This is a genomic window from Flavobacterium hauense, assembly GCF_054457175.1.
The window spans coordinates 73,771-93,152 of record NZ_JBTKVX010000001.1 but is presented as its reverse complement, the minus strand read 5'-3'; the positions used below and the strand labels follow the sequence as shown (position 1 = coordinate 93,152).

Genomic DNA, 19,382 nt, shown 5'->3' with positions numbered 1-19,382 from the left:
AATTCAAGTTTAAGGCTTTTTTGGTTTTTGGTTTGACTCTTTTTGGTTCTCTTTATTAGTACCTTATTTGAATACCTTTATTTAGGTCGTGATAGTCATCACAAACTGAAACTAAAACCAGTCCTTAAAGTGAAGTAAAAAAATCAGATAAAAAATGTGCTAAAACTTACCTATACAGCCGTTTTGAGTTCCTGCAATACTTTATGGACCAGTTCTTTTTCTTCCTGTCGTTTTTGCTTCTCCTTAACCAATTTTCGGTTTTTCTCGGCAACCTTTACCAAATCCTCAAGGGTCAGCTCAAAACTCACATAGAATCCCCGTGTGTATCGGCTATACGATTTCAGTCCCCAGTTATCTTTCAGCTCATTCTTAATTCTTTTGGTCATATACTCACTTGAGTATTTACGGACTTCCTTGCTCAAAAAATCTGTACCGCATGACCTTGGGTGACCATCCATTCGCGAAAGCCAAAGCTTGTTATCGAGCTTAAAATAAGCCTTTCTGCCTATGATGCTTTTAAAGGCTAAAAAACCGAGCAGGCATATTTTTTCGAACTCTGATTTATCATTCACAAAATAGCTAAAAAAAACATCAACATTAATACCTGTCATGGGTACAGCACCAGGCATGGATAAATATATGCTTTCCGCTTTGCAAAAAAACGCATCCATATCTTCTAAGGGAATACCATAATACGCAAGGGAATGCTCTAGCCTTTCCATCTCATCTCCATAGTCAAGTTTGAGGGAATGCGCATAAACAGCATAATGCAAAATGTTTTTAAGTACATTAGAAGAATCGGTCATGAAGTCCTGAAGCAATACGACAGGAAAATTGAAATAGCGAACGTCGCTCATTACAAATGTATGTAGTCAAATCTTGAAGAAGGCTTTACAGTCAAAAGTCGTAAAGGGAAAAGTCATAAAGTCCGGAACTTTGAAACTTTGCTCCTTTGCAACCCTGAAACTTAAACAAATTCATTATTTTAGTGGCATCAAAAAACGAACCATGTTTAACCTGTTCAGGGAAAATACAAAGATAGCAATTGATTCGATACGAAGCCAGATGCTACGAACCATTCTGACCGTATTCATCATCGGTCTGGGAATTTTCGCCCTTGTGGGCATACTTACTTTTGTTGCCGGTCTTAAAAACACCATTACGGGCAACTTTGCCGCCATGGGTACCAATACCTTTTCGCTTAGCCGCTATGACTTTTCTGACCAGATAGGCCGCAATAATGGCGAAGAAAAAGTAAACCCTATCATCAGCTACCCGCAGGCAAGGGAGTTTCAGGAGAAATTCCGTTATCCTGCCGCTGTAACGTCGCTGTCATTTAGCGCTGCCAGCAGTATTGAGGTAAAATATGAAGACAAAAAAACCGACCCCGAAGTAAATATCGTGGGTGCCGATGAGTATTTCCTCCCCAACTCAGGACTGGAAACCACTCAGGGACGCAACTTCAATAACTTCGACATCAGCAACAACAATTATGTGTGTATTGTAGGTTCCGACTTCGTAAAGAGCGGACTCCTGAAAGACATAAATCCCATAGACAAGGTTATCTCGGTGCGCGGTGCGCGCTTTAAGGTCATTGGCGTACTGAAAGAAATGGGCTCTACCTTTGGCAATCGCCAGGATCTAAGGCTCATCATTCCTATACAATTGGCACGTTCGCTGTTTACAACCCCAAATATCAACTATGATATCAAGGTGATGATAGGCAACCACGAGATGCTTGGCGCAGCTGTAGACGAAGCCATATTAACCATGCGCCGTGTGCGAAAGCTGAACCCTGTACAGGAGAACAACTTTGGCGTAGAGCGCAGCGACGAACTCTTAAAACAGCTCCTTTCGGATACCCAGGCGCTAAGCGTAGCCGCATGGGTAATAGGAATCATTACTGTTTTTGGTTCCTCTATCGCACTTATGAATATCATGCTGGTATCGGTAAGTGAGCGCACACGCGAGATAGGCATACGCAAATCGCTTGGTGCCAAAAAGACTACCATTGCCATGCAGTTCTTTACCGAAACACTTGTAATCAGCTTAATTGGCGGGGCAATAGGCTTATTCCTTGGTATTGCTGTGGGCAGTGCCCTGACAATACTGGTGTTTAAAGCACCTTTCACCATTCCGTGGGTAGCCATGTTTGCCGCGCTGGTAACTACTTTTATCGTAACTATCGTATCGGGATTATTTCCGGCCATTAAAGCCGCTGCCCTCGACCCTGTTGAGGCATTGAGGTACGAGTAATTTTTGAGTAAGCAGTGTTCAGTTGCAGTAGGCAGCCTGCCTGTCGGCAGACAGGGAACTCCACTCATGCTTATAGATACTCTTTATCAATTTAACACGGATGACCCTGCTAAAGCTGGGCAAGCTGCGGATTTGGGCAGATGAACGCGGATTTTGCTTACTCATTTCTACAAACACACCCCTAGCCCCTCTCAAGAGGGGAACCAGCTTCACTCATACTTTAGAAGAGTGAGCGGGTTTGAGTAGGATTCCCCTCCCTTGGAGGGGTGGCTGAAAGCCGGGGTGGTTCCTATCATAATATTTTAACTACCCCGCCCTACTCCCGATAGCTATCGGGACTTCAGAGAAGGGGAAACCTATCTGTACTATAAAACCCTACACCCTCTCCCCTAAACACCACAACCAATCATCCTGTCGTTCCCGTACATATCCTTTTTAAGGACAATATTCTCAAAGCCATAGTCTTCGAGCATTTGTACGGTTTCGGGCCCTAAGTATTGGTTTATTTCAAAGTACAGCCTGCCATTCGGCGAAAGCTGTCCTTTGGCTAAAAGTGCAATCTTCCGGTAGAATACTAACGGGTCGTTATCTTCTACGAACAGCGCCAGATGGGGTTCGTATTGCAGTACGTTTTCTTTTATCTCTTCTTTTTCCAGATTACGCACATAAGGCGGATTGGAAACGATCACATCATAAAGTTGCGGAAGTGTTTCGGCAGTGAGAATATCTGTAAGGATAAAATTCACATTGACACCATTATGCACTGCATTCCTTTTGGCTGTAGCCAAAGCACCTTCCGAAACATCTATCGCCGATACCGAGGCATCCGTTAAGTTCTTTGCCAACGAAATAGCAATACAACCCGTACCTGTACCAATATCAAGCAGATTTAGCTGCCCTTTTACCTTGTTCTCAGTGATGATCCACTCTACCAATTCCTCTGTCTCAGGACGCGGGATAAGGGTATTGGGATTGACCTCGAACTCAAGTCCGTAAAAATGAGCTTTGCCAAAGATGTATTGTATGGGTTTCTGCGTTTCGAGTTCGGCAAGTACGGCATTCCACTTATCGATTTCGTCGCCTGACAGTTCCGCATCGGGATTCAGGGCAAGGTCGGTGCGTCGCCAGCCTTTAAGCTCTTCGAGGGCTATGGCAAAAAAACTCTCTGCCTCCATGCTGTCGTATAGCGGAGTGAGTTTTTCGATAAAAAAATTACGATAGTCTCTTAATTTCATTCTATTGAACGCGGATGACGCGGATTTAGGCGGATAACCGCGGATTTTGCTTACTCATTTTCTATGACACACCCCTAGCCCCTCTCAAGAGGGGAACTCTTACTCTTGCCCGCTCACTCTTATAGAGTATGAGTGAAGCTGGTTCCCCTCTTGAGAGGGGCTAGGGGTGTGTTTCTCTGCCTACTGTGACTGATCACTACCTACTAACGTAGTTATCATCCAAATCGGGCACGAGTTATGGCCTGTATCACCCATTGGTGCATCGAGATATTCGAATCCGCTTTTGCGGTATAATTTCTGGGCGGCTTCCATATAGGGCATGGTTTCGAGGTAGCATCGGGCAAAGCCAGCTTCTTTTGCGAAAGTAAGGCAGGTCTCCATCATCGCCGACCCCATTCCCGTACCACGGGCTTCGGGCAGGAAGTACATTTTTTGGAGTTCTGCTACATCGGCAGGGCCATTTTCGAGCGGTGCAATCCCTGCGGCACCTATGAGCTTTCCGTCTTTCTCTACCACGAAATACTGTGCATTGTCTGCCGAATAGGTCTCATACATGCAGTCGAGCGCGGCATCGGCGTAGGCCGTACCTACTTTTGGCACGTTATATTCTATCAGCACACTGCGGATGAGTGCTGCCACTTCGGCATTGTCTTTTTGTTCTATTTTTCGGATGATGCTGTTCATTAGTGCAAAGTTACGGAATTGAAGATTATTTTAGCTGTACCACAGAGACACACAAAGAATTTCACAGAGATTCGCTGAGTTTTTATCTTATAAGATCACAAAGTTTCCTGCCATGACAGGATTTTGCTCTGAGTACTCACAAAACTTAGAAACTTTGTGTGACTTCGTGCTTCTTAGCGAATCTCTGCGTAATAGCTATGATTAACATCAAGTATATTTCTGCAAAAACTTCGTAACTTTGATACTTTGCAACTCCTATGTCACAAACACCCCACGAACACTATATGCGACGCTGCCTGGAACTGGCTGCCAACGGCCTGCGCGAAGCCATGCCCAATCCGTCAGTCGGAGCAGTGCTGGTTTATGAAGGCAGAATCATTGGCGAAGGCCATACCTCCCCTTTTGGCGGTCCGCATGGTGAGGTAAACTGCCTGAATTCGGTTTTAGAAGCTGACAAACATCTTATTCCGAAAGCTACATTATACGTGAGCCTTGAGCCGTGCAGCCATCATGGCAAGACACCGCCCTGTTGTGACCTTATTATACGTTATGAGATACAAAACATCGTCATTGGCTGCGTTGACCCTAACGAAAAGGTGGCAGGCAATGGCATCCGCAAGCTACAGGAAGCAGGCAAAAATGTAACTGTAGGCGTACTTGAAGCCGAGTGCCGAGAGTTCAACCGACGCTTTTTTACCTTTCACGAAAAGCAACGCCCGTACATTATATTAAAGTGGGCAGAAAGTGCTGATGGTTTTTTGAGTCCGAAACAGAAAGACGAACAGAAACCTATTTGGATCACCAACAAATATTCCCGTCAGTTGGTACACAAATGGCGCAGTGAAGAGATGGCGATACTCGTTGGTACGCAAACCGTTCTTGACGACAACCCAAGCCTTGACGTTCGGAGTTGGACAGGGCCATCGCCGGTACGCATTGTTTTAGACAGAAGCAACAGGATATCAGATGACCACTCGGTTAAAAATCATAAAATTAAATCAATTATTTTGACGGAAACGTCCGATTTGCCTAACTTAGGTACCCTGTTGTATGAAAGCATAGCTTTTGACGACAATCTGCCAAAAACAATCGCCGAAGTGCTTTACAGGCACAACCTGCAGTCGGTTATCATAGAAGGAGGGCGCCAAACGCTCCAGACTTTTATTGATGCCAACCTGTGGGACGAAGCACGTGTTTTTAAAGGCACCGCTATCTTTAAAGACGGTACCCCAGCACCGCAGTTTGCCGCCAGACCCATACATCAGGAGATGATCTTGAATGACGAACTTATAATTTACAGGAATTATGGTGAATGCAATTATATTTGATTTTGGTGATATTTTCATAAATAAGACTAGTGAAGCAAAGGATAAGGCACTTGCCGATCTTGGCCTGAAAGCATGGACCGATGAGCATGAGAAGCTGGAACTGCAACTGGAAACCGGTGTAATCGATGCCGAAGGTTTCCTGAAAGGGCTTCAGAAGGACATGCCTAATGCCACGCTGAAAGAAATTAAAGCAGCATGGAATGCCGGTATAGCCGATTTTCCGCTATACCGCCTGGAATTCCTTCAAAATCTTGCCAACAATTACCGTTTATTCCTACTCAGTAATACTGACCCTATTCATATCGAGAAATTCGAGCGTGATGTTGAGGCGTCTTTCTACATGGATTTTTATCAATGCTTCGAGAAGGTGTATTTCTCACATGAGATCGGCCACCGCAAACCCGATGCTGAAGCTTTCACCTACCTGCTCAACAAACACGACATACAACCTAAGCGCACCTTAGTCGTTGATGATAAGAAATTCAACACTGATGCCGCCGAAGCTTTAGGCTTTCAGGTATGGAACCTGCAAAAAGGCGAAGAAGATGTGGTGGAACTTTTTGATAAGAAGGTAATTAATCTGGACGACGTTTAGTTTGGTTGTCAGTTGATGGAAGCTTCACTCATACACGATAAACTTTCTGTCATTGACTTCGTCGAACCACTTCGTTAAGTTTGCGAGCACAGTGCAACGGAGCGTGGCAATCTAAAAATTCAAAACGCGGATGACACGGATTGTACAGATGAACACGGATTTTTCTCACTCTTACCCCGAAGGCGATGCTTCCGGCTAATGTATGCGAATCTTTCAGGTTCGTCATAACGTATTCATTCCCTACGGGAAAATGACTCGGGTTTCATAAATGCTACCAAAATTATTTCCCTAACGGGAAACTACTCTGCCAGGTATCGCGTAGCGATTTAATTTCGGTAGCAAGAGAAATAAAACATTGAAATTTCCCGTAGGGAATGGATTAACTCAATCTTTCCATATATCAAATTCTTTTCTGACTGTATTCAACATTTGCGAAAACATTTCAAGTTCATCAACTCCCGGAAACCTCTCAAGATAGCTTTCAGGATTACCATATTCTATATGATTTCTATTTTTTCCACTCTTATAAAAGATATCATACCCTACACCATCACTAACAGCCGTTCGGGTCGTCTGGTATGCATAACATCCTTCATAGAATACAATTTTAGGTTTTTGAAATTTGTATTCAAACATTTCCCATTGTGGAAGATGCTCTATACCAGAAACACTAATTTCCATCCATGCCCTTTCATTCCCTAAATTTCCTTTAAGATCAGTTTCTGTAAAAGAGCGTTCATACACACAACTTGCAACCATTCCGAAATACCTATAAAACTTAGCCTTATACTCTTTACCATTATTATAAATCCTAAAGATTTCAGTACCATTTGTAGTTGAATATTTTTTATAGATACGCATCTCGCTCACATATTCCAATGAGTCAGGAATACCTATAAAAGTATTGATTTCCGACACAGTTTGTGCGAAAGTAATTCCCGTGAAAAAAAATAAAAGTAACGCGAGTTTTTTCTTCATATTCACTTACTTCTCATTGGTTATTTTATATACTACCTTTTCTGATGTTACATCCTGAAACAAAAGAAACCGTTTATCCGGCAGGCCCTTCATTTTTGTTACCAACAGGTAACAGCTTATCCTGTCACGGATCTCATCATTAAAGCTGCCCGCTATGGTTATACCGATGCGCTTTTTATCCTTCATGAAAAAAAAGACTTCAAACACATAATTATCATTATATAACCCCATCACTTCGGTAGTAAGATCGGCGAGCATATCGAAATCACTGTCCTTATATTCGTACTGCTTAACATTTTCCCGGTTCAGTACAGCCATTTCGTCATTAGTAATGGTTCTCCCGCAGGCAGGGTTCTGCCCAAAAGAATAAATACTAAACAGTAAGGCTGCAATGAGGGTTTTCATGAATTGTTTATTTGGTACAAGTATAGGATTTTTTTCTTACAATAAACAAAAGAAACACAACCCCTCTCAAGAGGGGAACTCTTACTCTTGCCTGTTCACTCTTGCCGATGTGTTAGAATCTAAGAGTGAAGCTGCCCCTCTCCTTTGGAGAGGGGTTGGGGTGAGGCTAACCTCGGACTTCGGACATCCGACCTCCGACAACCTACCTACACAAAACTGTAAACTGTGACTGCGACTGTAAACTAATTTTCTCGTAAATTTGCCCTCCCTATGGAAATCGATACCTATAAAACACTCGCGGCACCATCTGAAGAAACGCTCTTTAAAGAAAAGAACAGCAAGTTCTTTGGCTATGCCTATCCTATTAACAGTGAAGACGAGGTAAAAGGTATCATTGAAAGCCTGAAGAAGCAGCACCACTCGGCGCGCCACTGGTGTTATGCATTTCAGTTGGGTACCGAGAAGATTTACTACCGTGCCAATGACGATGGCGAACCCAACAACTCGGCAGGCATGCCCATCTATGGGCAGATACAGAGTTTTGGCGTAACCAATGTACTCGTAGTGTCGGTACGTTACTTTGGAGGAGTGAAGCTTGGTGTGGGCGGACTCATCACTGCTTATAAGACTTCGGCACAGATGGCGCTGGAAGCATCGGACATTATTGAGAAGACTATCGATGTGCATTACACTCTTAAGTTCGGTTATCAGAACATGAACAAGGTAATGCGCGTGATCAAGGAAAAGAACCTTGATATTGTTTCTCAAAAAATGGAAATGGACTGTGAGATAGTAATCGCTACCCGAAAAAAAAATGCCCCAATGGTGTTAGAGGCATTTGAGAATTTATATGAAATAGTTATAAGCTGACAGTTTACTGTTAACCGTTTTAGCTTCACTAAACCCAATACTGTCAACTATAAACAGTACACTTAAAATCAAAAACTGTTAAAGAAAAATACGACAAACAGCATCTATAACCCGACGAAAAACACACTAAACTAAGGCTTTCAGGCGTTCTGTTATATAGTCGGGAGGGGCAGTCGGACGGCCTGTTTTCATGTCTACAAACACTAACATTGAGTTGCCTGTTGTTAATAACTCACCGCCCTCATTTAGTATCTCATAGTCAAATTCTATCTTAACCGACTTCTGTTCTTTGAAGATCGTACGCACTGTTAACAAATCATCATAACGGGCAGGTTTTTTATAGTTCATTGTTAAGGAAACAACAGGAAGCATGATTCCGCTTTCTTCCATCGAACGATAGCTAACTCCCAGATTACGAAGCCATTCCACACGTCCCATTTCGAAGTATTGTGCATAATTACCGTGATACACTACGCCCATCTGGTCGGTCTCGGCATATCGAACTCTTACTCTAAATTCGTGAAAAATCATATTTATTTTTAGTTAATTTTTTATTAAATCTTTACTTTAATGCTTACAATATTTTTTTTATAAAATCAATACGGCAATTGTTTTTTTTTACAAAAAATTGTGTTCATATTTGTTCTCTCAAACAGGGGCAATTCTTTCTGCTCTTTCTATTTGTAGACAACCAATTATAAACATCTAATATTCAGGATTCATGACTAAAACTGCGCAATCGGTATGGGACAACTGTCTTGTTTTTATAAAAGACAATATACAGGATCAGGCCTATAAAACCTGGTTCGAACCGATTAGAGCAGTTGAGTTAACTGATAACGCTCTTTATATTCAGGTTCCGAGTAAATTCTTTTATGAATGGCTCGAAGAACACTATGTAAAGTTATTGAAGGTTGCCCTTACAAAAGAACTTGGTAACACTGCAAAGTTACTCTATAAAATTAAGATGGAAAACACTTATGGCAATAAGCAGCCTTTTACAGAGCAGCTGCCAAGTGCCCATCGTGCGCCGGTTAAGCCTCAGGAGGTAGATGTACCCCTGCAGAACAAAAACCCGGAGCTTAAAAATCCTTTCATCATACCCGGAATCAGGAACCTGAAAATCGAATCGCAGCTGAATGCAAATTACAGCTTTGACAACTTTTTCGAAGGTGACTCTAACAGGCTTGCCCGCTCTGCAGGTATGGCTGTTGCCAATAAGCCGGGCGGAACATCGTTCAACCCGCTGTTGATATTCGGTGGCGTAGGTTTGGGTAAGACCCACCTTGCACATGCAATAGGTATTGAGATCAAAGACAAATACCCTGAAAAGACCGTACTTTATATTTCTGCCGAAATTTTCACGCAGCAATATATCGACTCGGTAAAAAGGAATACAAGAAATGACTTTATTCATTTCTACCAACTTATAGATGTATTGATCATTGACGACGTACAATTCCTTTCAGGAAAAACAGGTACGCAGGACGTTTTCTTCCACATCTTTAACCACCTGCACCAAAACGGAAAGCAGGTAATCCTTACCTCAGACAAGGCTCCTGTAGATATGCAGGATATTGAGCAAAGGCTATTGTCCCGTTTCAAATGGGGTCTTTCTGCCGAGCTTCACCAGCCTGACTATGAGACAAGGATATCTATCCTTAACAACATCCTTTACCGTGACGGTGTAGTGATGCCCGATGAGATCGTTGAATATGTTGCCAAGAACATCAAAAGCAACGTCCGCGAACTTGAAGGCGCAATCATTTCGCTTATCGCCCAGTCGTCATTCAACCACCGTGAGGTGAACCTTGAACTGGCTAAACAGGTAGTAGAGAAGTTCGTTAAGAACGTAAAGCGCGAAATATCTATCGACTACATCCAAAAAGTAGTATCGGATTATTTCCAGCTTGATGTTGACACCCTTCAGTCTAAGACAAGGAAACGCCACGTAGTACAGGCAAGACAGCTGGCAATGTTCTTCGCTAAGAAGTTCACTAAAGCGTCATTGGCCAACATCGGTTCGCAAATTGGCGACCGTGACCATGCTACCGTGCTTCACGCATGCAAAACTGTTGACAACCTTGTAACTACCGACAAGCAATTCCGCAAGTTCGTTGACGACATCAACAAAAAACTATCGATCTAATGCCCGTTAAGATTTTAATGGTTTGCCTGGGGAACATTTGCCGTTCTCCATTGGCAGAAGGTATCCTGCAGTCTAAATTGCCTGCGGGCGATTTTATCGTGGATTCAGCCGGGACAGGCAATTGGCATGCCGGACAAGGACCCGACCACCGTTCCGTCGCTACGGCAAAGAACCGCGGACTGGACATCAGCTGCCAGAAAGCACGTCAAATAAAAGTATCCGACTTCACCGAATTTGACCACATCTATGTAATGGACAGCTCCAACCTGCGTGATGTGCAGCAACTGGCTCCTAATGCTTCGGCGAAAGCCAAAGTGAAACTTATGATGGATGAAATCTTTCCAGGACAGAAAATTGATGTTCCCGACCCTTACTACGGCGGCCCCGAAGGTTTTGACAACGTATATGATATGCTGGACGAAGCCTGTGAACTGGTAGCCAAAAAATTATTGAAGGAGCATTCTTAAAATTTATACTTACGCTCTGTCATTTCGACCGCAGCACAGCGAAGTGGAGAAATCTCAGGATTTAAAGAGAGATTTCTCCGCTCCATTTCATTCCGGTCGAAATGACAAACACCAACTGAAAACCCAAAAAACTTTGCTTATCTCTGCACAATAACTGACCTTTGCAGATATCTAAATTACAGTATCATGAATCCAACAGGCAAACTATATTTATTACCCGTACCCCTTGGCGATGATGCCGATCCAAAAGAAGTACTTCCTGATACTATAGGGCGTTCTATTGAATTCATAGACCATTATATCGTTGAGAACGAGAAAACAGCACGCCGTTTTATCAAAGCAATCCTGCCTACTAAAAAACAGCCTGACCTGAAATTATCAGTCCTTAATAAACATACCGAAGCCTCTGACCACCTGTCGTTTATCCAGCCTTGTATGGAAGGACAGAACGTTGGCCTGATGAGCGAAGCCGGTTGTCCCGGTGTCGCCGATCCCGGTGCGGCTATCGTTAAGATCGCCCACGAAAAAGGGATTCAGGTAGTGCCATTGGTTGGCCCATCTTCTATCCTGTTGGCTATTATGGCCAGTGGAATGAACGGACAGAGCTTTGCCTTTAACGGCTACTTACCTATAGACAAATCGGACAAGAAAAGTGCACTCAAGAATTTTGAGTCGTTATCGCAGAACAAGAGTCAGTCACAATTATTCATAGAAACACCGTACCGCAACAACAGGATGCTGGAAGACATATTGGCTACGCTTCAGCCGAATACCCATCTATGCGTTGCCTGCGACATCACCCTGCCTACCGAATACATCAAGACCAAAACCATTGCCCAATGGAAAAAGGAAAAGGTAGACCTGCACAACAGGCCGTGTATTTTTATAGTGCATAAATTTTAGAGAAAGTTACAAAGCAGCAGAGTTGCAAAGCTTTGCTTCATGCCAACTATTCATACTCACAATACACAACCTGCAAGGTTTCCAAAACCTTGTAGGTTTTATTTTTTATCAGCATTCCAACTTATTACCTTTGCGGCTTAAAACTTTGAGACTTTGCTTCTCTGCAACTTTGCAACTCTTTAAATGAAACTATTCGATTTCTCCCAAAAAGTAAACTATAAGAACGAAATACTGGCGGGGCTTACCGTTGCCATGACCATGATTCCCGAATCGCTTTCGTTTGCGATACTGGCAGGCTTTCCGCCGCTGGTAGGATTATATGCTGCTTTTATCATGGGATTGGTAACATCTATCCTTGGCGGAAGACCCGGATTAGTATCGGGAGGTGCGGGTGCAACAGTGATCACACTTATTGCCCTGATGAAATCACACGGCATGGACTACGTTTTTGCAGCAGTGGCTTTGGCGGGTGTTATCCAGATACTGGTGGGGGTATTTAAGTTCGGGAAGTTCATACGTCTGGTACCGCAACCCGTAATGTATGGTTTTGTAAACGGACTCGCTGTCGTGATCTTCATGTCGCAGCTCGAACAGCTAAAGACTGGTGACGGGTGGCTTTCGGGTTCGCCATTATATATAATGTTAGGTCTTATCGCCCTGACAATAGGGGTCGTAATTGGTTTTCCGAAAATCACGAAGGCCGTTCCGGCATCGCTGGTTGCCATCATAGTTGTGTTTTTAGTGGTGCTTGGTTTTGGCATCGAAACCAAAACCGTAGCCGACATCGCATCGGTACAGGGAGGCTTCCCTCCTTTCCACGTCCCCGATATCGCTTTTAATTTTGAAACCTTCCAGATCATCGCGCCTTACGCATTGGTCATGGCAGCTGTAGGACTTACCGAAGGTCTGCTTACTCTAAATCTTGTTGACGAAATTACCGGAACACGCGGCAACAGTAACCGCGAATGCATTGCACAAGGCACGGCAAACATTGCCAACGGCTTTTTCTTTGGTATGGGTGGCTGTCCCATGATTGCACAGACATTGGTAAACCTTTCGGCAGGGTCAAGGGCAAGGCTGTCTGGCATTATTGCTGCCATAACCATATTAATCATCATACTTTTTGGAGCGCCATTGATCGGGATGGTACCTATGGCGGCCTTGGTTGGCGTTATGGCAATGGTAGCCATCGGTACGTTTGAGTGGGCCAGTTTCAGGATCATCAACAAAATGCCGAAATCGGACATCATAACAGGTGTATTGGTAGCAATTATTACAATAGTCCTTCATAATCTTGCGTTAGCCGTACTTATAGGGGTTATTATCTCGGCATTGGTATTTGCCTGGGAAAGTGCTAAACACATCAGGGCAAAGCACTATATTGATGAGAATGGCGTAAAGCACTACGAGATCTACGGTCCGCTGTTCTTTGGTTCGACTGTACCTTTTACAGATAAATTTGATATTGAGAACGACCCTACCGAAGTCATCATCGACTTTAAGGAGAGCCGTGTTTCCGATATGTCGGCTATAGAAGCGTTAAATTCACTGACTTCAAAATATCATAAGGCAGGAAAGACTGTTCACCTCAAACACCTGAGTAGTGATTGCAGGCAGCTTTTGGCGAATGCCGAAGCGGTTATCGAGGTAAACATCGTAGAAGATCCTGCTTATACAGTGGTTACACGAAAAGCTTAAGATGAATATAAATATTCTATTCATACCTACAAGGTCTTCATTATACAGCCTCGTCACTTTGCAACTCTGCAACTTTGCCACTATGTAACTTAATCGTATTTTTACAGATATGGCAAAAGGCATCAATCTTACAGTTTTTAAGAAATTTTCGGAATCATCCTCTTTTGGGGGCATACTGCTGCTTCTTTGCGTTGCGCTTTCGCTGATCATTGCCAACAGTCCCTTCAGTAGTGATTTTGAAAAGCTGCTGCAAGCACAATTGGGTTTTACTAATGATACACTACATTTAAGTTACCCTGTGCTTACCTGGATAAACGACGGGCTTATGGCAGTGTTCTTTCTACTCGTAGGTCTGGAAATAAAAAGGGAAATTGTTGAAGGCGAATTGTCGTCTTTTAAACAAGCATCACTACCTGTACTCGCTGCCATAGGCGGTATCATGGTTCCCGCACTCATTTATACCACATTTAATTCGGGTACATCTACTGCGGGTGGCTGGGGTATCCCGATGGCGACCGATATCGCTTTTGCACTGGGAATCCTCTCATTATTGGGGAACAAAGTACCGACAGGCCTAAAAATATTCCTCGCCGCACTTGCCATTGTAGACGACCTTATGGCAATACTGGTCATCGCCATATTCTATTCTGCCGAACTGCACCTTGATTACCTGGCATACGCCGGAGGGATGTTTGCATTACAAATAACTTTTAACCGTTTAGGTTTTAAAAACATATTCTTCTATATCATTCCCGGAATTGTGATGTGGTACTTCATCCATCATTCGGGCATACATGCTACGATAGCCGGTGTTCTCACCGCACTTACGCTACCTACTACAGCTGATGCTACCAAGTCTCCACTTGAAAAACTGGAACATGCACTCGCCAAACCCGTGAACTACCTCATCATGCCGGTTTTTGCCATTGCCAATACCAACATCACCTTTGAGAGCGGTATGGTTAGCGGACTTACAGGCAATGTAGGCTTAGGTATACTTTTAGGGTTATTCTTAGGCAAGCCGATAGGTATTTTCTTGATGTCGTGGCTTTCAGTAAAACTAAAAGTTGCCGAACTTCCCTCCGAAACCAACTGGAAACACGTAGCCGGCCTTGGCTTTTTAGGAGGCATAGGCTTCACGATGTCCATTTTTATTGCCCTGTTATCATTTGACGATCCTTCGCTACAGACAGAAGCTAAATTTGCCGTGCTTATGGCGTCGATAATATCGGGTGTTGCTGGGTATGGGGTGTTGAGTGGAAACAGAAAGAAGCATGAATGAGTTCCTGCAAGGTTTTCAAAACCTTGTAGGTGTTAAAAAACACACTACTAAATTAAATTTACAAGGTCGCAAAGACCTTGCAGGTTCTGGAACGTTCATACAAACAAAAAACCGCCCTTTTGAGGCGGTTTCATATTTTATAACTAAGTGAAATTACATTACCACTTTCGGTTGTGGACTTGCAACGATGTTTGAAGTATCGTAGCCGCCAAATTTCTTTATGTACGTTTTAAGTGAGGTACCGAAACCGTCCCTGAATGCTTTGTTTCCATTACTTTTCAGGAAAGTTTTTACTGATCCTGCACCTGCAAGGTGTGCCGCGGCAAGAAGTCCAGATTCGGTGATCTTAACGCCTTTGATGATCTGGCCGTCAAAACGGTGGATCTCTTTTCGCAGTTCCCATTTGTTTTTAGCAAGCAATGCTTTAAAAGCACGCTCCTGAAGGCCCGGATTGTTAAGGAACTCTTTGCTGTCCTTAATACCCAATGCACGTAGTGCACTTTTGCCAAACTGGTACTTGCCCATATAACCAAAACGGTTCACGAGTTTGTATAAACCCTGAGACTCTTTGATGGCTACCGCCTGTTTAAATCCTACGTAAGACTTTCCTGTGAACGGAAAGCTAAAATCGACCTGTGCAGTTTCGTCGATGGTTGGTACTGTGTAATTCGTGATTTCGTCTTCAGTAAGGTGAAATCCTTCGATTTTTCCAAATTGTTTCGCTTGTGGAGCTTTAAAGCCCGAGCTTACAATCGTAATGAATAGGGCTAACCCTAAAAAGTATGACCATTTTTTTATCATGTATTTTGTTTTCTCATAAGCTGTCACCTTGATGATATTACCGAGGCAAATATACGACAAAAAACAGGGTTGATAATCAATTAGTTATGAACACCCCTAACTTTAACATAACCTTAAGGACATAATTTATTAGGAGAATTTTCGCTAACTACCTGTAACCAAAGGGAGTTACAAAGATTATCTTACAAGGTTATTTAACGGGAAAATTGTGCGGTTTGTCGGTTCATAACATTTCGAAAACGATAGTAAATTTCAAAATTCAAGTAAGAATTATATTATATTTTTGATTTAGGAACGTCAAATTTTGGGAATTTTGATATGCATGCAGAATAAAATTGAGGTTTTGTAGGGGATTTTTGTCATTCTGAATAAAGCGATAGCGTAATGAAGAATCTCTTTTGGAATTGGAAGACACACCCCTAACCCCTCTCAAGAGGGGAACCAGCTTCACTCAATCAAAACAAAAGGGACTAGACAGTTTGTCATTGCGAGGAGGGACGACGTGGCAATGTATTTTTCATTTATTTTTCTTTTTGAGCTCTTTAAAATAGTCCTCAATCTTTTTTTGTTCGGGTTCTATACTTTTTAGATAATCAACAACCAGCCTGCTATTATTCTTTTTAGTCTTAATCGTTTTATAAATATGACCTGTATTGTACATTTCAACAGTAGTATCTATTCCATTCAACTTAACATAATAATCAATTATATACTTTGCCTGTCCTCTTCTCATTGATATAAGATCATATCCCTGATGGTACTTCTTTAAATGAGACAAATAAAGTTTAAGCAACATAATATTTGCTATATCATCATTATGCCCAATTGATTCTTTATCACGTCTTGAGTAGATATATTCCAAGTCAAACATATTCAGTGTATCATTTTCAGAAAAGTCAATAGAAATTGGCTCATATCGAAGTGCATAAGCCTTTAAATCATTTATATCCCGATTGAGTGTTGCAATAGTATCTTTTGAATCTACTTCTTTAGCATGAATAGCTGATGCAGTATTTGCAAATCCTTTAGTAAATCCAATAGCAAGATATATCGTAAAACCGATACCTGCAATAATAGATAGCGCAACTAAAGTCAAGAATATGGTCACCCTTTTATTTCTATCCATTCTGATATTTTGTTGACAAGAGATTAAACTAAGATAACAATTTCCTACAATAAAAAAGCACCCACTTTCGTAGATGCTTTTAAATATCTTATGCGATAAATCTTATCGCTTAATTCCCATTTTGTTTACCCACGCCACATATTTCTGGCGGTTTACTTCGTGCTGGGCAGCGGTTACCGCAAACTCATGGTAACCAAAGTTAGTTACGCTGGCGCAGAAGTAGATATAGTTGTGCTTCTCTGGATTCAGTACCGCATCAATAGCCGTGATATCAGGCATTGCGATAGGTCCCGGAGGCAGTCCTTCATATTTGTACATATTATAAGGAGAGTCGATTACAAGGTCTTTGAACAATACGCGCTTGATCACCTGGTCAAAATCTCCCGATTGTTTCTTCATAGCATAGATGACCGTTGGATCGGCTTCGAGCTTCATGCCTTTATTGTAACGGTTCAGGTAAACACCTGCCACACGTGGACGTTCGTCGGTCTTCACCGTCTCTTTATGCACGATAGATGCAAGAGCGGACACCTGAAGCGGCGTAAGCCCAAGTGCTTTGGCTTTAGCCAGTCTTTCCTCATTCCAGAATTTCCTGTATTCCTTAGCCATTTTCTCCCTTACCTTGTTTGGCGTAGTGTTCCAGAAGAACTCATAGCTGTTCGGGATGAACATGCTCAGTACGTTATCTTTATTGAAGCCATTATCGGCAAGGAATTTCTCATCGGTAAATGCCGCAAGCAGCGAAAGGCTGTCGGGCTCTATCTGGTGCGAAAGTCTTCCTGCTAGCCTTTCGATAGTTTCCTGATTATTGAAAGCAACATTAACCGTTACCGGCTGGCGCAGTGAGTTGATGATGTCGTTGCTGTTCATTCCGCTCTTCAGGATGAATTTACCCGCCTTAACATTGGTAGGATATTCTTTTTTTTCGGCAACCGAGTTCAGCTTGTCCATATCCTGCACATAAGGAGCGATGATCTTTTTCACCGCCTCATAGTCAGATCCGGTTGGTACATATACTGCCAGTCTTGAATCTTCAAATTTGGTATTCGGAGAGAATATCTGCTGGTATATCCTGTAACCAATGATGGTTCCTCCCACTACTACAATCAGGGAAACAATCCCTACTATTTTTCTAAGTTTCAATGTATGTTCTTTTATTGCTGACGGATAAGCTGGTAAAAGCCCTCGTCGTGATAGTTATTATTTCGTTTTATCCAGTCTTTTTTCTGCCCTATGAGCTGAAAGCCAAAATTAGTAAAAAGGCTCACACTTGCAACATTGCCCGAATCGATATTTGCATACAATTGATGCAACTGCAGTTTATTGAAAGCGTAGTCGATAAGCAGCCCTAAAGCCTCTGTTCCCACACCTTGGTTACGTTCGGCTGTATCCTGAATGATGATGCCTGTGCCTGCCCTGTTATTTACAGGGTCAAAATCGAAAAGATCGATAAGTCCAATGGCTTCAAAACTGCCGTTTTTACAAATGGCAAGACGAAGCTGTTTTGCCTCATATATGTCCTGATGAGCATTCTCAAGGTACTGGCGGATAAGGAAGCGGCTATAAGGTGTCTGCGTATTGCTTACCTCCCAAATGGCCTCATTATTCTCCAGCCTGTAGATGAACTCCAGGTCGTCGGGCTCCAGCGCCCTTAAATAGATTGTATTTCCTGTTAGGGTTACCATTCAATATCTCCGGTAAACACAAATTTTGCTGGCCCTGTAAGGTACACTTCGGTAAACTGCTTCTCATTCTGGTTGAAAGATACTTTCAGTTCGCCACCCGGTGTTTCAAGCTTAACCTCATTAGCATCGGTATTTCCAAGTACTTTCATGGCGATGGCCACGGCTGTAACGCCTGTACCGCATGAAAAAGTTTCATCTTCTACCCCACGCTCATACGTTCGCACTGAAAATTTGTCAGTTCCTGCCGGAGCTACGAAGTTCACGTTAGAGCCTTTATCGCCATACAATCCGCTGTAGCGGATGTTAGCACCCACGCCTTTTACATCAAAAGTATCAAGACCATCTACGATCTCCACGTGGTGCGGAGAACCGGTATCCATAAACACATAGTTTTCATATACCGAAACGGTATGCACGTCTTTCATGTGAAGCGATACGGTTCCGTCTGGAGCTACGGTCGCATGGTGACGTCCGTCTATAGCTGTAAACTCGGTTTCGTTATCAATAATCTCAAGCTGTTTGGCAAAAGCTACAATACAACGGCCTCCGTTACCGCACATAGTGCTCTGATTCCCATCAGAATTGTAATAGACCATACGAAAATCGGTAGCATCGTCGTTCTCTAATAGTATAAGTCCATCACCCCCGATGCCAAATCTGCGGTCGCATAAATGCCCGATAAGTTTGGTATCATTTTTGGGAAATAAATTATCACGGTTGTCTACCATGACAAAGTCGTTTCCTGTGCCCTGGTATTTGTAAAAAGTGTGTTTCATCATTACTGTATTACCGCAAAAGTACAAATATAAATGACACGGAAAATGCAGAATTGGGTCAGAAAAACAACGAATTTGTTATATTAGAATGTAAAGACGCAGCAATCCTAAGTCTCTACAAAAAACAGAAAGCCTCCGGCTTTT

The 19,382-nt window shown here is 42.7% G+C and carries 20 protein-coding genes; 9 read left to right on the top strand and 11 right to left on the bottom strand.

Features of this window, described 5'->3' with window-relative positions; all coding sequences use genetic code 11:
- Positions 1 to 170 precede the first annotated feature (170 nt).
- On the bottom strand, positions 171 to 857 hold the full coding sequence (locus tag ACX0HA_RS00330) for a hypothetical protein (protein WP_458843267.1): 687 nt from the start codon (positions 855 to 857) through the stop codon (positions 171 to 173).
- A 151-nt stretch (positions 858 to 1,008) separates the two neighbouring features.
- Here ACX0HA_RS00330 and ACX0HA_RS00325 point away from each other — a divergent pair, with 151 nt between their 5' ends.
- Positions 1,009 to 2,256, top strand: a complete 1,248-nt coding sequence (locus ACX0HA_RS00325; RefSeq protein ID WP_458843266.1) for an ABC transporter permease — start codon at positions 1,009 to 1,011, stop codon at positions 2,254 to 2,256.
- A 389-nt stretch (positions 2,257 to 2,645) separates the two neighbouring features.
- Here ACX0HA_RS00325 and prmC read toward each other — a convergent pair whose 3' ends face one another.
- Complete coding sequence (gene prmC, locus ACX0HA_RS00320; RefSeq protein WP_458843265.1) at positions 2,646 to 3,491, bottom strand: peptide chain release factor N(5)-glutamine methyltransferase; 846 nt, start codon at positions 3,489 to 3,491, stop codon at positions 2,646 to 2,648.
- Between the two features lie 180 nt (positions 3,492 to 3,671).
- On the bottom strand, positions 3,672 to 4,175 hold the full coding sequence (locus tag ACX0HA_RS00315) for a GNAT family N-acetyltransferase (protein ID WP_458843264.1): 504 nt from the start codon (positions 4,173 to 4,175) through the stop codon (positions 3,672 to 3,674).
- Between the two features lie 257 nt (positions 4,176 to 4,432).
- Between ACX0HA_RS00315 and ribD the strand changes: the two genes are divergently transcribed.
- The gene (gene ribD, locus ACX0HA_RS00310) at positions 4,433 to 5,503 is read left to right on the top strand and encodes a bifunctional diaminohydroxyphosphoribosylaminopyrimidine deaminase/5-amino-6-(5-phosphoribosylamino)uracil reductase RibD (RefSeq protein ID WP_458843263.1); all 1,071 of its coding nucleotides are present in this window, start codon (positions 4,433 to 4,435) and stop codon (positions 5,501 to 5,503) included.
- Positions 5,481 to 6,098 carry an HAD family hydrolase gene (locus ACX0HA_RS00305; protein ID WP_458843262.1) on the top strand — a complete coding sequence of 206 codons (618 nt, stop codon included), beginning with the start codon at positions 5,481 to 5,483 and terminating at the stop codon, positions 6,096 to 6,098. Before ribD ends, ACX0HA_RS00305 begins: the two co-directional genes overlap by 23 nt.
- 384 nt (positions 6,099 to 6,482) lie before the next feature.
- On the opposite strand, the gene ACX0HA_RS00300 is transcribed toward ACX0HA_RS00305, so the two are convergent.
- Positions 6,483 to 7,076 (bottom strand): hypothetical protein, encoded by a 594-nt coding sequence (locus ACX0HA_RS00300; protein ID WP_458843261.1) that lies wholly within the window; start codon positions 7,074 to 7,076, stop codon positions 6,483 to 6,485.
- A gap of 6 nt (positions 7,077 to 7,082) precedes the next feature.
- Positions 7,083 to 7,481, bottom strand: a complete 399-nt coding sequence (locus ACX0HA_RS00295; RefSeq protein ID WP_458843260.1) for a hypothetical protein — start codon at positions 7,479 to 7,481, stop codon at positions 7,083 to 7,085.
- A gap of 270 nt (positions 7,482 to 7,751) precedes the next feature.
- Between ACX0HA_RS00295 and ACX0HA_RS00290 the strand changes: the two genes are divergently transcribed.
- On the top strand, positions 7,752 to 8,351 hold the full coding sequence (locus ACX0HA_RS00290) for an IMPACT family protein (RefSeq protein ID WP_458843259.1): 600 nt from the start codon (positions 7,752 to 7,754) through the stop codon (positions 8,349 to 8,351).
- A gap of 126 nt (positions 8,352 to 8,477) precedes the next feature.
- On the opposite strand, the gene ACX0HA_RS00285 is transcribed toward ACX0HA_RS00290, so the two are convergent.
- Complete coding sequence (locus ACX0HA_RS00285; protein WP_458843258.1) at positions 8,478 to 8,882, bottom strand: acyl-CoA thioesterase; 405 nt, start codon at positions 8,880 to 8,882, stop codon at positions 8,478 to 8,480.
- 190 nt (positions 8,883 to 9,072) lie between these two features.
- On the opposite strand from ACX0HA_RS00285, the gene dnaA reads away from it, so the two are divergent.
- The 5 genes from dnaA to nhaA all read left to right on the top strand — a co-directional run bounded on the left by dnaA (position 9,073) and on the right by nhaA (position 14,850).
- Positions 9,073 to 10,500 (top strand): chromosomal replication initiator protein DnaA, encoded by a 1,428-nt coding sequence (gene dnaA, locus ACX0HA_RS00280; protein ID WP_458843257.1) that lies wholly within the window; start codon positions 9,073 to 9,075, stop codon positions 10,498 to 10,500.
- Positions 10,500 to 10,967, top strand: a complete 468-nt coding sequence (locus tag ACX0HA_RS00275) for a low molecular weight protein-tyrosine-phosphatase (RefSeq protein WP_458843256.1) — start codon at positions 10,500 to 10,502, stop codon at positions 10,965 to 10,967. Before dnaA ends, ACX0HA_RS00275 begins: the two co-directional genes overlap by 1 nt.
- Before the next feature lie 186 nt (positions 10,968 to 11,153).
- Complete coding sequence (locus tag ACX0HA_RS00270; RefSeq protein ID WP_458843255.1) at positions 11,154 to 11,870, top strand: SAM-dependent methyltransferase; 717 nt, start codon at positions 11,154 to 11,156, stop codon at positions 11,868 to 11,870.
- Between the two features lie 183 nt (positions 11,871 to 12,053).
- A complete protein-coding gene (locus ACX0HA_RS00265) occupies positions 12,054 to 13,568 on the top strand; it encodes a SulP family inorganic anion transporter (RefSeq protein WP_458843254.1) in 1,515 nt (504 codons plus the stop codon).
- 109 nt (positions 13,569 to 13,677) lie between these two features.
- Positions 13,678 to 14,850, top strand: a complete 1,173-nt coding sequence (gene nhaA, locus ACX0HA_RS00260; RefSeq protein ID WP_458843253.1) for a Na+/H+ antiporter NhaA — start codon at positions 13,678 to 13,680, stop codon at positions 14,848 to 14,850.
- Between the two features lie 153 nt (positions 14,851 to 15,003).
- On the opposite strand, the gene ACX0HA_RS00255 is transcribed toward nhaA, so the two are convergent.
- The 5 genes from ACX0HA_RS00255 to dapF form a co-directional block, all read right to left on the bottom strand.
- A complete protein-coding gene (locus ACX0HA_RS00255; RefSeq protein WP_458843252.1) occupies positions 15,004 to 15,651 on the bottom strand; it encodes a peptidoglycan-binding protein LysM in 648 nt (215 codons plus the stop codon).
- Positions 15,652 to 16,168: 517 nt separating this feature from the next.
- Positions 16,169 to 16,777, bottom strand: a complete 609-nt coding sequence (locus ACX0HA_RS00250) for a hypothetical protein (protein ID WP_458843251.1) — start codon at positions 16,775 to 16,777, stop codon at positions 16,169 to 16,171.
- A gap of 102 nt (positions 16,778 to 16,879) precedes the next feature.
- Positions 16,880 to 17,920, bottom strand: coding sequence for an endolytic transglycosylase MltG (gene mltG / locus ACX0HA_RS00245; protein ID WP_458843250.1), 1,041 nt, complete (start codon positions 17,918 to 17,920; stop codon positions 16,880 to 16,882).
- A gap of 11 nt (positions 17,921 to 17,931) precedes the next feature.
- Positions 17,932 to 18,462, bottom strand: a complete 531-nt coding sequence (locus ACX0HA_RS00240) for a GNAT family N-acetyltransferase (RefSeq protein ID WP_458843249.1) — start codon at positions 18,460 to 18,462, stop codon at positions 17,932 to 17,934.
- Positions 18,456 to 19,238 (bottom strand): diaminopimelate epimerase, encoded by a 783-nt coding sequence (dapF, locus tag ACX0HA_RS00235; RefSeq protein WP_458843426.1) that lies wholly within the window; start codon positions 19,236 to 19,238, stop codon positions 18,456 to 18,458. Before dapF ends, ACX0HA_RS00240 begins: the two co-directional genes overlap by 7 nt.
- Positions 19,239 to 19,382: the final 144 nt, after the last annotated feature.

Coding starts and splice junctions, on each gene's coding strand:
- prmC (WP_458843265.1), bottom strand. CDS start 3,491: ATGAAATTAAGAGACTATCGTAATTTTTTTATCGAAAAACTCACTCCG.
- dnaA (WP_458843257.1), top strand. CDS start 9,073: ATGACTAAAACTGCGCAATCGGTATGGGACAACTGTCTTGTTTTTATA.
- ACX0HA_RS00275 (WP_458843256.1), top strand. CDS start 10,500: ATGCCCGTTAAGATTTTAATGGTTTGCCTGGGGAACATTTGCCGTTCT.
- ACX0HA_RS00250 (WP_458843251.1), bottom strand. CDS start 16,777: ATGGATAGAAATAAAAGGGTGACCATATTCTTGACTTTAGTTGCGCTA.
- ACX0HA_RS00270 (WP_458843255.1), top strand. CDS start 11,154: ATGAATCCAACAGGCAAACTATATTTATTACCCGTACCCCTTGGCGAT.
- ACX0HA_RS00295 (WP_458843260.1), bottom strand. CDS start 7,481: ATGAAAACCCTCATTGCAGCCTTACTGTTTAGTATTTATTCTTTTGGG.
- ACX0HA_RS00290 (WP_458843259.1), top strand. CDS start 7,752: ATGGAAATCGATACCTATAAAACACTCGCGGCACCATCTGAAGAAACG.
- ACX0HA_RS00305 (WP_458843262.1), top strand. CDS start 5,481: ATGGTGAATGCAATTATATTTGATTTTGGTGATATTTTCATAAATAAG.
- ACX0HA_RS00265 (WP_458843254.1), top strand. CDS start 12,054: ATGAAACTATTCGATTTCTCCCAAAAAGTAAACTATAAGAACGAAATA.
- ACX0HA_RS00325 (WP_458843266.1), top strand. CDS start 1,009: ATGTTTAACCTGTTCAGGGAAAATACAAAGATAGCAATTGATTCGATA.
- dapF (WP_458843426.1), bottom strand. CDS start 19,238: ATGAAACACACTTTTTACAAATACCAGGGCACAGGAAACGACTTTGTC.
- nhaA (WP_458843253.1), top strand. CDS start 13,678: ATGGCAAAAGGCATCAATCTTACAGTTTTTAAGAAATTTTCGGAATCA.
- ACX0HA_RS00330 (WP_458843267.1), bottom strand. CDS start 857: ATGAGCGACGTTCGCTATTTCAATTTTCCTGTCGTATTGCTTCAGGAC.
- ACX0HA_RS00240 (WP_458843249.1), bottom strand. CDS start 18,462: ATGGTAACCCTAACAGGAAATACAATCTATTTAAGGGCGCTGGAGCCC.
- ACX0HA_RS00300 (WP_458843261.1), bottom strand. CDS start 7,076: ATGAAGAAAAAACTCGCGTTACTTTTATTTTTTTTCACGGGAATTACT.
- ACX0HA_RS00315 (WP_458843264.1), bottom strand. CDS start 4,175: ATGAACAGCATCATCCGAAAAATAGAACAAAAAGACAATGCCGAAGTG.
- ACX0HA_RS00255 (WP_458843252.1), bottom strand. CDS start 15,651: ATGATAAAAAAATGGTCATACTTTTTAGGGTTAGCCCTATTCATTACG.
- ribD (WP_458843263.1), top strand. CDS start 4,433: ATGTCACAAACACCCCACGAACACTATATGCGACGCTGCCTGGAACTG.
- ACX0HA_RS00285 (WP_458843258.1), bottom strand. CDS start 8,882: ATGATTTTTCACGAATTTAGAGTAAGAGTTCGATATGCCGAGACCGAC.